Source organism: Neorhizobium sp. T6_25, assembly GCF_002968555.1.
Classification (GTDB): Bacteria; Pseudomonadota; Alphaproteobacteria; order Rhizobiales; family Rhizobiaceae; genus Neorhizobium.
Window position 1 is genome coordinate 137,858 of sequence record NZ_PVBL01000001.1, and the last position, 13,155, is coordinate 151,012.

Sequence of the window (13,155 nt, forward strand, 5' to 3'; positions counted from 1 at the left end):
AACGGCGCCGCATCCTGTCTTGGGGAGGATCAGCTTACTTGGCTGCGCTGATGACTTTCTGGGCGTCTTCCAGCGAATACTCGACGTTGGCGACGCCACCCTTCTGGGTGCCGGCGAGATTGGTTTCGAGATTGCCCTGGTCGATGCGCAGGAAGGGCACCACGAGATCCTTCTTCACCTGCTTGCCGTCGAGGATCTGCTGCGCCACCCAGAAGGCGAGCGTCGAAACGCCGGGAGCGATGGAGACGGACATCGTCTCGTAGCCGTTCTTGTCCTTCTGCTGCTTCCACCAGACGAGTTCGTCCTCGCGGTTGCCCATGACGATGGTTGGAGTGGGACGATTGGCGGCGGCGAATGCCTGGGCCGCACCGTAACCGTCACCGCCCTGGGTTACGACGGCGGTGATTTCCGGCAGGCTCGGAAGGATGCCGGCGACGGCGCGCTGCGCGACGTCCTGTGCCCAGTCGCCGTTGACGGCACCGACGATCTTGAACTGCGGGTTTTTCCGAACACCAGCCTGGATGCCCGCATGGATTTCGTCATCGACCGAAACCCCTGCGAGACCGCGGATCTCAAGAAGATTCCCACCTTTCGGCAGCTTCTTGGCGAGATATTCGACCTGGCTTTCGCCCATCGTCTTGAAATCCACCGCGATGCGCCAGGCACACGGCTCGGTCACGATGCCGTCGAAGGACACGACGGTGATGCCGGCGTTACAGGCTTCCTTGACGGCGCCATTGAGCGCGGTCGGCGATGCTGCATTGATGACGATCGCGTCATAGCCCTGCAGGATCATGTTCTGGATCTGGGCGGCCTGCTCGGTCGCCTGGTTCTCGGCCGTCGTGAACGGATCGGCGGCAGCGACGATCTTCTTGGAGACAGCCTCCTTGGTGATCTTGTCCCAGCTTGTGAGCATGGCCTGACGCCAGGAATTGCCGGCATAATTGTTGGAAAGGGCGATCTTTTTGCCCGAAGTGTCGGCCAGGGCCGAGACCGGCCCGGCAACGCAAGCGATAGCGACAGATGCGAAAAGCATCTTCCTGATGATCATGATTTCCTCCCTAGAGTTCTCGACGGGTTCTTTGGGCCGCTCCTCAACGGTTATCCGAAGATAGTGATTGCGCTGAGCCCCGTTTGCTCAGTAAAGCGAGCATGGAGGAGAAATCAGATGTTGTATAGGCGCATACAAGCAACCTCTCTGCGGGTATTCGCGCAAAATTTGCGGGTTCCCGCAAGACAAGAGCAGCAGCGAGGCGTCTAATAATTGGAGGACTGGAGGATGTCCGTCATGCTCAATCCGGCGCCAAATGCATTATTTGATCGCTATCTCGGAATTTCCAGGCTGCTGGCAGGCCAGCTCGATTTCAACGCGATCATCCAGGCGGTGGCAGCTGAGATCAGCCATATCATTCCGCACGATCATCTCGACGTGTGCATCAAGATGCTGGACGGGAAATACCACATCGCCTACGAGAGCGGGCTTGCAACCGCCTGGAGCCAGCAGCCCCCGGCGCTGCTGACCGGCAGCCCGATCCGTACGCTCCTGTCCGGCGAGGTGGATTTCCTGCTTTCGCCGGATGCTTGTGCCGATCCGCGCTTTCATTTCGACGGCGCGTTTTCGAGCCCGATAATCGAACTGTCCCTGAGAAGCCGGCTACATGTGCCGCTCAAGGTCCAGGGCGATATCATCGGTGCCCTGAGCTGCTCCAGCCATGAGCACGACAGGTACTCGATGGACGATGTCGAGAACGCCCGCTCGATCGCCGACCTTTTGGCACCTTATTTCTTTGCGCTGAGGGCTGCCGAACAGGCCAAACGCTCGGCGATCGTCGAGACGGAGGCCCGCGCCCGCGAAGAGGGGTTGCGGCTGGGCGCGCTGAAACTGACCGAGGCGCTGGAGGCCGAACGGCAGCGAATCGGCATGGACCTTCACGACCAGACGCTCGCCGACCTGACACGGCTCGCGCGCCGCATGGAGCGGCTTTCAGGACTACCGGACTTGCATGGAGATGCGCTCGAACCGCTCTGCCGCACCCTCCAGCAATGCATGCACGACCTTCGCCAGATCATCGAGGAGGCCAAGCCGACCGTTCTGCAGCTTTTCGGCGTGGCAGAGGCGATCGAGAACCACCTGGAACGCTCGGTACGCGAAAGCGGTCTGCCCGTCGCCTGGCGGATGGTCGACGAGACGGGTGGAGCATTGCTCGACCTCGACAGGACCGTGGCGACCGCGCTGTTCCGCATTGTCCAGGAAGCCGTCAACAACGCGATCCGTCATGGGCAACCGAAGACCATCCTGGTGCATCTGCGTATCCAGGGCGACGCGCTGTCGATCGAGATCAGCGACGACGGGAGCGGCCTGCGCAACGCCCGCGACAAGGCGGGGCACGGGATAGGCAATATGAAGACGCGAGCGAGGCTGATCTCGGCAAAATTCGAGATCGGCCCCAATCCCGGCGGGCGCGGCACGACGGCCAAGGTCATGCTGTCGATGGAACGCCGACATGTTGCGGAGAGGTTGGCATGAAAGTCTTGATCATCGAGGACGATCCGCTGCACCGGTCCTACCTGCATGAGGCGGTGCGGGCAGCATTGCCGGAATGCGACACGGTCCTGGAGGCGGAAAACGGCCATGTCGGTGAGGTGCAGGCGCGCCAATCCCGGGCCGAGCACGTGGTCATGGACTTGCAGATGAGCGAGCGCAACGGGATCGAGGCCGCCCGCACCATCTGGCGCGAACGGCCGGATACCAAGATTCTGTTCTGGTCGAACTATTCCGATGAGGCCTATGTGCGTGGCGTGGCGCGTATCGTTCCGGAAGGTGCGACATACGGATACGTGCTGAAATCCACCTCCGACGAGCGGTTGAAGCTCGCATTGCGCGGCGTCTTCATTGAATCGCAATGCGTTATCGACCGCGAGGTCCGGGGCATCCAGCAGAAAAGCCTCGGTACGGCGCACGGCCTGAGCGACGCGGAATACGAAATCCTGGTGGATGTGGCGCTCGGCCTGACCGACAAGGCGATAGCCCAGCGGAAAAAGCTCTCGTTGCGAAGCGTCCAGAACCGCCTTCAGCAACTCTATGAAAAACTGGACCTCTACGAGGAGCCCGGCAATGGCCCGGAGGGCTGGTACAATCTTCGCATGCGCGCCGTCGCCGTCGCCCTTCTCCGCAAGGTACTGAATGCCAGCGCGCTCGAAAGAGGCGAGCGTGAATTGCGCAGCGCGCGCGGGAATTAGGCATCAGGGCTGAATTGCCTATCGCAGCACAGCGTTTCGGTGCCGGTGGCAGTTCTGCGATCAACAGGTTTCGGTTTTCCTCCAAGCGTGACGTCACTACATGGTGAACCGCCTCGAGAGAAAAATCAGGAGCACAAGCGGTCCTCCAAGAAGGGCCGCCAGCATGATCGCGGATAGAAGGAACCTGCCGAAGAGGCGGAGAATAGTTTTACGGATCATGGCTGTGCCGATTTCGGCGAGTGAAGTTCGTCTTCGCTGGCCGAATGCGTCCGCACCCTCCCCGCAATCCAAAGTGTCAGACTGTCGATGTAGGAGAGGATGACGGGCACCACGATCAAGGTCAGAAGGGTAGAACTGACAAGGCCGCCGATGACGGCATGCGCCATCGGCGCCCGTTGCGCGCCGCCGCCACCGGCCGCCAGCGCGAGCGGGATCATCCCGGCGATCATCGCGAGCGATGTCATGATGATCGGGCGGAACCGTACCGCGCCTGCATTGACGAGCGCCTCGCTGAGGCTCGAACCCTGCCGGCGCTCCCGGTTGGCGAAGTCGACCAGCAGGATGCCGTTCTTGGTAACGAGCCCCATCAGCATGATGAAGCCGATCATCGAGAACATGTTGATGGTACTTCCCGCGACCATCAGACCAAGGACCACGCCGATCAGCGACAGGGGAAGTGCAGCCATGATGGCGATCGGCTGGGCGAAGCTTCCAAACTGGGACGCCAACACGACATAGATGAAGATCACCGCCATCGTCAGCGCCTTGAAGATGCCGCCTGTCGCTTCTTCGATGTCCTCGGAATCGCCACCGAATTTTATGCGGTAGCCCGTCGGAAGATCTTGCTTGGCTACCATGGCCTCCAGTTCGGCTGTGACATCCCCCGCGGCTCGGCCAGATATATCCGCCGAAATCAGGATCTCCCTGGACATGTCGAGACGACGGATCTCGGAAGCCGCCGGGACGACTGCGATGTCCGCGACCTGATCCAGCCGGACCATGCGCGGGCTGCCGCTTGCGTCATCGCCCGGGACTTTGATCATCAACTCCCCGAGGGCTACAGCGTTGGTGCGCTGGTCGCGGGGAAGCCGGACGACAACGTCGTAGGTTTCTCCGCGCCTATCGGTCCAGGTGGAAACGTCTTCGCCGCCGATCAGCGGCGAGAGCATTCCGGCCAGTTCGGCGATACCGATGCCCAGATCGCTCGCATGCTCGCGCTTGAGCCGGACGGAAAGGATGGAGTTTTCCTCGCCAGCGCTTGAATTGATGTCCACCATGCCGGGCATCCCGCGCATGCCCGTGGTCAGATCCGCGGCGATCTTTTCCAGTACCCGCTGATCGTCACCTAGGACGCTCAGTTGGATCGGACTGGCGCCTCCGCCCAGGCCCTCCTGGATGACGGCGATCTTGATCCCCGGTATGACGGAAAGACGCTTTCGGACGGGACCCGCAATGGTGGCGGGCGTCCGTTTGCGCTGCTCCAACGGCACGAGGCTGACGAGAATGGCGGCTTTGTGTTTGCCCATGGCGCTGCCGGTATTGATCGTCGAGTAGATCGAAGCAACCTCCGGAAACTCATGCAGCGCCTTCTCGATCTGCCCGACCTTGGTGCGCGTGTAGTCCAACGAAGAACCGGCCGGCGTCGTCACGTTGATCTGGAATCGACCTTCGTCCGCATTGGGAACGAATTCGACACCCACCAGAGGAACCATCAAAATGCTGCCGACGAAGATGCCGCCGGTCAGGCCGAGCGTGACCAAACGATGTCGCAGCGTCCAGCGAATGATCCCTCGATAGCGCTCGGCGAGCCTTTCGAACCCGGCATCGAAGCGCGAAATCAGCCGTCCGACCGGTCCGCGCCTTGCGCCGGGCTCAGCATCGGGATCATGCCAGACACTGGAAAGCATCGGGTCGAGGGTGAAGGCGACGAACAGCGAGATCAGCACGGCAGCGGAAACTGTGACCCCGAATTCGTAGAAGAAACGGCCAACCATGCCTTCCATGAACGCGACGGGCAGGAAGACGGCGACGATCGTGGCGGTCGTCGCAGTCACGGCGAGCCCGATTTCGTTGGTGCCATCGAGAGCCGCCTTCAAATGCGACTTGCCCATGTGCAGGTGGCGCATGATGTTCTCGCGCACCACGATCGCGTCATCGACAAGGATGCCGATCGAGAGCGTCAACGCCAGTAAGCTGAGCATATTGAGGGTGAAGCCGAGAAGGTCGATGACAGCGAGCGTGCCGATCATGGCGATCGGAAGCGTCAGCCCGGTGATCACCGTGCTTCGCCATGAGTTGAGGAACAGGAAAACGATGGCGACCGCCAATGCCGCTCCCTCGATCAGTGTCGATTGCACCTGGCCGAGCGATTCCTGAATGGGGGCCGAGGCATCCGTGATGATATGAAGCCGCACGTTTCGTGCGCCCAGTTCGGCGTTCAGCTGATCGAGCCGCTTTCGCACATCGCTCACCACCTGCACGGTATTGGCATCCCGGACCTTGACGATGGCGAGCGCGAGCGCTGTTTCGCCGTTATAGATCGCCAGGCTTCCCAGATCCGCCGCGCCATCCTTTACGGTGGCAACATCCCGGAGATAGACAGCCCCGTCGCCGCGGCGGGCAACGATCATATCCAGAAAGTCTTTCGGCTCCGCAATCCGTCCCTGCACCTGAATGGTACGGTCCGTGATACCGCCGATCACGTTTCCGGCGGACCTGTTCTGGTTGGTGGTCCGAAGGGCCTCGATGATCTCGTCGATGCCGATGCCCAACGCGCGCATTCGCGTCTCGTCGATGCTGATGTCCACCTGCCGTTTCTGACCGCCGATCAGCGTTGCCTGCCCCACCCCGGCTATCCTCGTCAGTTGGCGCAACACGCGCTGGTCGGCGATGGTGGTGAGTTCCGGCATTTCGAGAGAGGGCGAACTGATCGCCACCGAAAGTATCGGTTCGTCCGATGGATTGAACCGCGCCACGACAGGCTTGTCGGTTTCTTCGGGAAGGTCTGCTTCGAAGGCCGCTATCTTGTCGCGGACGTCCTGCGCTGCCGTCGTGCTCTCCACTTCCAGCTTGAACTGGGCGATGACGACCGACCGTCCTTCGTAGGAGGTCGACGTGATCTCATCGAGCCCACTGATCGTATTGAGCGCCTCCTCGATGGGGCTGGTCACCTCAGTCTCGACGGTTTCGGGCGTCGCACCCGGGTAGGTCGTCGTGACCACGACAACCGGAACGTCGACATTCGGAAACTGGTCGACGCCGAGGTGCTGGTGGGAAAACGCGCCAAGCACAAGCAGCACCACCATCATCATGGTGGCGAAGACGGGATGAGCGATCGAAATGCGGGCGAGAAACATGTCAGCCCGCCTTCGAGATCGTGACGGTGACGTCCGGTCGCAGCTCGGGCAGCGGTACGGTCACGATCGTGTCGCCGTAAGCCAGGCCTTCGGAAATCTCGAGGCTGTCACTCCCGCCCCATCCCGATCCCACGGTCACGGGCTGGCGGACGAGACGGCCTTTTTTCAGTTTGAGGACATAGTCTCCCGTCTCGTCCTTGCGCAGCGAGATGGCCGGTATGATGATCGCGTCTTCGTTTTGCCGGATCAGGATCGTGCCTGTCGCGAACGATCCGCCCCGCAGACGGGCGCCACCGTTGGAGAGCTGGATATAGACGGGAATGAAGCGCGTGCCCTGGTCGGCGACCGGACTGATACGATCCACGCGTCCGACAACGGTTTGCCCATCAAGCCCGTCGATATGCAATTCTGCCCGCTGGGCGATCGCAACGCGGTGCACGTCGCGCGTGGAGACCAGGACTTTTGCTTCCAGAATGCGCGTATCGACGATCGTGAAAAGTTCTGCGCCGGCGCTGACGCGGGAGCCGTGATTGATCGCCCGGTTTGAGATCACCCCGTCGAACGGCGCCAGAACTTCGGCGTCCCGCAACGCAGTCCGTGCGATATCCGCCTGGGCTGAAAGGCTTTTTAGTCTGGCGGTCGCGGCGGCAACCTCGCTTCGCGCCTTGTCGAGCTGCTCCTGGCTCGCGATGTTCTTATCCGCAAGTTGTTCGATCCTGTTGAGCGACTGCATGGCGAGCAGCATCTCCGCCGCCGCGACATCGCGATCCCCTTCACGCTGCTTGAGGTTCGATTGGAGATCGTCCGTCTCGAAACGTGCCAGCACGTCCCCTGCCTTGACCGCCTGTCCCGCAACGGCGCGAACCTCGATGATCTTGCCCCCATCCTTGGCGTGCAGGACGGCCCGATTGATCGGCTCGAGGTCCCCGCTGACGCGCAACCGCTCCGCCATCGACGTGGGCCTGATATCAGCAATCTCCGAGAGGGCCAGTTCCAGCGGTCTATGGAGCTGGTTCGCCGCGACCGCCGCGACGACCTCTTTCACCCGCTCATTCGCATCGACCGTTTCGCGTGCGGGATCGATAAACACGACAGCGAGGTAGACGCCTCCCAGAAGCATCCCTGCCTTCATCAATCTCATCGTCCATTTTAAAGCCATAGCGACATCCCCTGGATTTAAAGCACGGCCACCTGCGGGCGGCGCCTCGCATTTCGCGACTGGATGGCTCCGGTTGCTAGGCTTCGACAATTGCAGCAGCATTACCTGATGGTTCCTTTGTCCCCCGTAATGCTGCCGCAATCTTCGCGGCGGAGAAGGACGGGACAGGAGAGCCAAGGGACGATGAGACTTCTATTAATAGAGGACGAGAGAGAGCTGGCCGACGCTCTGTCGGGGGCGCTGAGCAAACACGGCATCGTCACTGATCACACCACGCATCTTGCGGACGCTTTCGAATTGACCCGCCAGAATAGCTACGACGCGATTCTCCTGGATCGGCGTCTGCCTGATGGCGAAGGACTGACCTTCATTCCGATGCTGAGGCGGACGGGCACCGACACGCCGATCATCGTGCTGACGGCGCGCAACGAGCCGTTGGAGCGGGTCGAAGGGTTGGATCTCGGTGCGGACGATTATCTGGGCAAGCCGTTTCTTGTCGACGAGCTGATGGCCCGGTTGCGGGCGGTTCTGCGACGGCCGCCAAGTCTGACGGAACTTCAAATCACGGTGGGCCGAATGGTGATCGATCCCCTGCATTTGAGCGTGACCGTCGAATCGATCCCGCTCGATCTGCCGAGGCGCGAACTTCTCGTCCTGGCGGCGCTGGCCAAGCGGAAAGACAAAACTGTTCTTCGATCGACCCTCGAGGCTGCGGTCTACAATTATGAAGAAGAAATCCAGTCGAACGCGCTCGATGCGCATATATCAAGATTACGCAGACGACTGCTGGATGCCGGCGCCGGTATCACGATCCACAATATCCGCGGCGTCGGATATCTCCTGAAGGAAGAATGATGCACGACAAGGCTACCCCTTCGCTTTGGTGGAAGCTGAGTTGGCAACTCAGCCTGGTCATCGTCGCAGTTATTGCTGCGGTGATCCTCGGGCTTTGCGTATGGGCTGCTACGATCATGTCGCCTAACATTGCCATGGAGGAGAAGATCGGTTCTGCGATGGCCGCGGCCACAACACGCGACAGCCAAGGGGGATTGGAGCTAAGAGATACGCCGGGGCTGACGGCGCTCAAGGAGCAGAATAGCTCCCTTTGGTATGTGGTGGCCACGATAGATGGTGCGTCGGTGTCCTATGGCACCATCCCTCCACCTTATGCTGAGCTCGCCCATCTGGTCCATCTGTTCGACGACGCGGACATACGGGGATCCACTGCGACAAAGGAGGTCGCGACGATTGACAGTGCCGAGGCGGCCGTCGGCGAGATTCGGATTCTGTTTGGCGGCGTGGCCGACAAAGGCTCGCGAGTCTTCACCCTTCTGGCAAGGGCTTACCCGATCTACGTCTCTTTGCTGGCGGTCGCTCTGCCTGCGATCTTCCTCGCCGTCCCGCGAATTGTGCGGCGCGCCCTTGCACGGGTGAGCGATGTCGCTGACAAAGCATCGCAGATCCAGCCACGCCAGCATGGAGCACGCCTGCCGGTGGCAGGTATTCCCAAAGAAGTCGCCCCGCTGGTGATTGCATTCAACGGTACGCTCGAGCGGCTTGAGAGTGAGTTGAAGAAACGCCAGCGCTTCCTGATCGACGCGGCGCATGAGCTCAGAACACCGATCGCCATCATGCAGACGCGGATCGATGGGACGTCCGAGGGCCAGGAACGCAGGAGATTGTTGAACGACGTTGCGCGTTTGGCCGAGACCGCCGAACAGCTCCTCGATTTTGAGCGAAACGACCAGGCGACCGAGCTCCATGAACCGGTCGATCTCGTCGAGATCGCACGGACGGTGGTTGCCAACCTCGCGCCCCAAGCGATCGCCGCGGGCTACCAGATCTCCTTCCAGAGCGAGGTGGAAAGCGTTGAGCGGCGCGGCAGCCCTTCCGCTCTGCCAAGAGCGATCAGCAACCTGGTTCGCAATGCGATCGATCACGGCGGCAATAGAGGAATGATTACCATTTCGGTCTCGGCCGGCGGGCGGATCACCGTGGCCGATGAAGGGTCAGGCATACCGGCCGAACATCAGGAGCTGGTTTTCGAACCCTTCTATCGCGTCGCCCCCAAAAGCAGAGGCGCGGGCCTTGGTTTGAGCCTGGTGAAACAGATCGTCGCAAACCACCGGGGGCAAGTCAGTCTCCAAAGCGGCTCGACCGGAACGCAGGTTGCAATCGAACTCTGACAGACGGCACCGTGCTCGCCCCGTGGCGATCCTCTGTAATGCTGCGGCAATCCTTGCCCCGCACTGTCACCCCAGTACATCCGTGACGGAGACCCGAAGGCGTGCGCAGCAATCCATCCATTGAACCATTTCCCCGATTTGCCGGATCTCCATCCAAATCAGCTTTCAGATCTCTATGTTTCGCTTTGCCCCTGACGCTGGCGGTAACGGGATGCACCTCGGTGCCGCTGAAGGAGGCGGGCACACTGTCTTCCTACAGCAATCTTGGTGCGCCGAAGGGAACGCTGGCCAAGAAACGCCTCTACGTCGATGGGCGACATCTGGCCACGGTCAAGACGGTCAGCATCGTGCCGACAACCTTCTCTTTCAGCGCCGCATCCCGCATCAGAACGGAAGCCGACCGCTCGCTGGTGTCTAACGTTCTGGACCGAGCGCTCTGCGTCGCCCTCAGCGACAAGTACCAGATCGTCCCGGCCGGCCAACCGGCGGATCTTACAATACGATCCGTCGTCACCAATATCGTACCGACGAACAAGACCGTGGCCGGGGTCGCAACCGCCGTCACCGTCGGCACCGGTTTTGTCCTGCCGGTCAGCGTGCCGCGCCTGCCCATCGGCCTCGGAGGATTGGCCGTCGAAGCGGAGGCCGTCGACGGCAGCGGCATTCAGAGCGCGGCAATGGTGTGGGCCCGCGGCGCAAATTCGATCCAGGACAAACCCCGCGTTTCCGAAGTGGGGGACGCCTATGGCCTCGCCTCCAAGTTCGCGTCCGACTTTTCGCGAATGCTCATTTCCGGCAAGGAGCCGAAAGGATTGGACATCTCCCTTCCTTCAGGGCAGCGGATGCGATCCTGGCTCGGCGGAAAACCCAAATACCCGGCCTGCGACGCCTTCGGGCGGGCGCCTGGATTGGTGGGAGCCGTGGCGGCCAAATACGGCGCGCCGCCGGAATGGGCCGACAGGAAGCCGAAACCGGCCATTACACACTGACATATTATCCGAGTGGACCGGCACACGCGTCAGGCGAAGCCGTTGCACTTTTACGGAGGAACGGCGGTCGGACCCTCCAGCGACCGGCCGGCTCCGTAAGTCGGCACGGACGGACGGAACACTGGCCGGCACCCCCAAAGCCTTGCTCCGTTCGTCCGCTGCTCGCCGGCATTGGCAGCAGGATTGGCCGCTATCGCTTCGCCTTGCCGCACCGACATTGCCGGCTGGTTTTCATCTCGACTTGTAATGCTGCGGCAATTCTTCAACCGCAACTTCTCCCCGAAACCAGACCCCGGTTTCTTAAGCTTTTATAATCAGGAGTTAATTTGGTGAGCCAGCACGATCAACATCATCCGGAAGACCGGCACCGCTACACGGTCTTAAGCGGAGTTGGGGCTTCCGACATCATTCAGCGACGGTGGACGATAAAAATCTCGATTGCGGCATTGGCCGCAGCCTCGGCACTCTTGCCGGTCACGGCACTCGCGGCTGACCTTGAAGCAACCGACGCGGCGATTGCCCCTCCCCAGCAGTTCGATACCGCACGCTACGGCGGCATTCGCGGCAAACTGCATGACTGGAAGGTAACGATCGGCGTCGGGGCAGTTTACCTGCCCGAATACGAAGGATCCGACGAATTCGAGGTGCAGCCGTTTCCGCTTATCTCCGCCCAGTTCGGGGAGCGCGTGCATCTCGATACCAGTGGCCTCACCGTCGATCTTTTCGAAACAAACGGCTTCAGGATCGGCGTGACCGGTGGCGTCGAGATGGGTCGCAAGGAGGACGACTCGGACTATCTGCGTGGTCTGGGCGACATCGACATGGGCGGCGTCATCGGAGGGATCGTCATCTATGAGGTCGGTCCATTCGGCGTCTACGCCAAGCTGGACAAGACCATAGGCGGCAGCGAGGGACTGACCGGCACGTTCGGCGCGAAGGTTTCCCATCGCTACGAACGGTTCATCTTCTCCGCCGACGTGTCCGGCACATGGGCCGACGACAAGCACATGGAGTCATATTTCGGGGTGACTTCGATCCAATCAGATCGGTCCGGCCTGGGGGTGTACGAAGCGAAGGCGGGGGTCAAGCGCGTCGATCTCAAGGGCTCCATCACCTACATGATGACCGAGAACTGGAGCGTCACAGGCGCCGGCGGCGCCGGCTTCCTGCTCGGCGATGCCAAGGACAGCCCGATCGTCAAGGACGACGTTCAACCCTTCGCAATGCTGGGAGTAGGATACAGGTTCTAGAAAACGAGTGAGATCGTGCGGCAGCTGTTATGGCTGCCGCTATTCCGTAGTGGGGTTACCGCCTAACGAAACCCACCGGGCTGCTTGCAGACTTGAAATTACTGGGCCAGCGCCACCAACCGGCCGTTTGAGGGCTGGCATATGATATCCATCCGGACGTCGTAGATGCGAACCAGTTCCTCGGTCGTCATGACCTCTCGCGGGGTGCCATGGGCAATCAGCCGGCCGGAATGCAGTGCGACGATCTCATCGCAGAAGCGGGCGGCCATGTTGACGTCGTGCAGCACGGTGATGATGGTGATGCCCTTTTCGCGGCAAAGATCGTGCGTCAAGGACAGGACTTCAAGCTGATGGCCGATATCGAGCGCGGAGATGGGTTCGTCGAGCAGAAGGCAGGCGGCATCCTGTGCCACGAGCATGGCAAGCCAGGCACGCTGGCGTTCGCCGCCCGACAGGCTGTCCACCATCCGTTCTGCAAAAGAGCCGATACCGGTGAGCTCGATTGCCTCCTCCACCTTCTGCTTGTCGATGGCGCTGAACCGGCCGAATGCGCCGTGCCATGGATACCGGCCGAGCGCCACCAGTTCCTTGACCAACATGCCGGGCGCGGCTGGCGTCCGCTGCGGCAGATAGGCGAGCCGGCGGGCGAATTCGCGCGCACTCCAGTCTTCAAGCGGTTTGCCCTCGAACCGGATAGTGCCCCCGCTCAACGCCTGCTGCCGGCCCATCAATTTCAACATTGTCGATTTGCCGGAGCCATTGTGACCGATCAAAGCAATCGACCTGCCTGCCCGAAGATCGAGCGTCAGCGGATGTAAGAGGACGCGGCCTTCGATGGCAAAGCTCGCCTCCTTCAATGACAGGAGAGGGAGATTTGCCTTGGCGATCTCACGCTCGTTTGGGTTCAGCGGCATCGTTACCATCCGTACGTCGTGTTTCAAACCGGAAAATTGGACTCATGTTTCTCCGAATCTG

Annotated in this window: 10 protein-coding genes; 6 read left to right on the forward strand and 4 right to left on the reverse strand. The window is 61.0% G+C overall.

Going from position 1 to position 13,155, the window contains the following annotated elements; translation table 11 throughout:
- Positions 1 to 34: 34 nt before the first annotated feature.
- On the reverse strand, positions 35 to 1,051 hold the full coding sequence (locus C5L10_RS00640; RefSeq protein WP_105428081.1) for an ABC transporter substrate-binding protein: 1,017 nt from the start codon (positions 1,049 to 1,051) through the stop codon (positions 35 to 37).
- A 237-nt stretch (positions 1,052 to 1,288) separates the two neighbouring features.
- On the opposite strand from C5L10_RS00640, the gene C5L10_RS00645 reads away from it, so the two are divergent.
- Together C5L10_RS00645 and C5L10_RS00650 are read left to right on the forward strand one after the other, a co-directional pair.
- Positions 1,289 to 2,527 (forward strand): GAF domain-containing sensor histidine kinase, encoded by a 1,239-nt coding sequence (locus C5L10_RS00645; RefSeq protein ID WP_105428339.1) that lies wholly within the window; start codon positions 1,289 to 1,291, stop codon positions 2,525 to 2,527.
- Entirely contained in the window at positions 2,524 to 3,240 is a 717-nt protein-coding gene (locus tag C5L10_RS00650) for a response regulator transcription factor (RefSeq protein WP_105428082.1), read from the forward strand. Before C5L10_RS00645 ends, C5L10_RS00650 begins: the two co-directional genes overlap by 4 nt.
- 215 nt (positions 3,241 to 3,455) lie before the next feature.
- On the opposite strand, the gene C5L10_RS00655 is transcribed toward C5L10_RS00650, so the two are convergent.
- Positions 3,456 to 6,596 (reverse strand): efflux RND transporter permease subunit, encoded by a 3,141-nt coding sequence (locus C5L10_RS00655; protein ID WP_105428083.1) that lies wholly within the window; start codon positions 6,594 to 6,596, stop codon positions 3,456 to 3,458.
- A 1-nt stretch (position 6,597) separates the two neighbouring features.
- Positions 6,598 to 7,728 carry an efflux RND transporter periplasmic adaptor subunit gene (locus tag C5L10_RS00660; protein ID WP_245447878.1) on the reverse strand — a complete coding sequence of 377 codons (1,131 nt, stop codon included), beginning with the start codon at positions 7,726 to 7,728 and terminating at the stop codon, positions 6,598 to 6,600.
- A 210-nt stretch (positions 7,729 to 7,938) separates the two neighbouring features.
- Here C5L10_RS00660 and C5L10_RS00665 point away from each other — a divergent pair, with 210 nt between their 5' ends.
- The 4 genes from C5L10_RS00665 (at position 7,939) to C5L10_RS00680 (ending at position 12,180) form a co-directional block, all read left to right on the forward strand.
- Positions 7,939 to 8,610: a response regulator transcription factor gene (locus C5L10_RS00665; protein ID WP_105428085.1), complete on the forward strand. Its 672-nt coding sequence runs from the start codon at positions 7,939 to 7,941 to the stop codon at positions 8,608 to 8,610.
- Positions 8,610 to 9,941 (forward strand): HAMP domain-containing sensor histidine kinase, encoded by a 1,332-nt coding sequence (locus C5L10_RS00670; RefSeq protein WP_105428086.1) that lies wholly within the window; start codon positions 8,610 to 8,612, stop codon positions 9,939 to 9,941. The genes C5L10_RS00665 and C5L10_RS00670 overlap by 1 nt, the downstream gene beginning before the upstream one ends.
- Before the next feature lie 101 nt (positions 9,942 to 10,042).
- On the forward strand, positions 10,043 to 10,930 hold the full coding sequence (locus C5L10_RS00675) for a DUF3313 domain-containing protein (RefSeq protein WP_371411896.1): 888 nt from the start codon (positions 10,043 to 10,045) through the stop codon (positions 10,928 to 10,930).
- Positions 10,931 to 11,334: 404 nt separating this feature from the next.
- Positions 11,335 to 12,180 (forward strand): MipA/OmpV family protein, encoded by an 846-nt coding sequence (locus C5L10_RS00680; protein ID WP_105428341.1) that lies wholly within the window; start codon positions 11,335 to 11,337, stop codon positions 12,178 to 12,180.
- 98 nt (positions 12,181 to 12,278) lie between these two features.
- On the opposite strand, the gene C5L10_RS00685 is transcribed toward C5L10_RS00680, so the two are convergent.
- The gene (locus C5L10_RS00685; RefSeq protein ID WP_105428087.1) at positions 12,279 to 13,094 is read right to left on the reverse strand and encodes an ATP-binding cassette domain-containing protein; all 816 of its coding nucleotides are present in this window, start codon (positions 13,092 to 13,094) and stop codon (positions 12,279 to 12,281) included.
- Positions 13,095 to 13,155 lie beyond the last annotated feature (61 nt).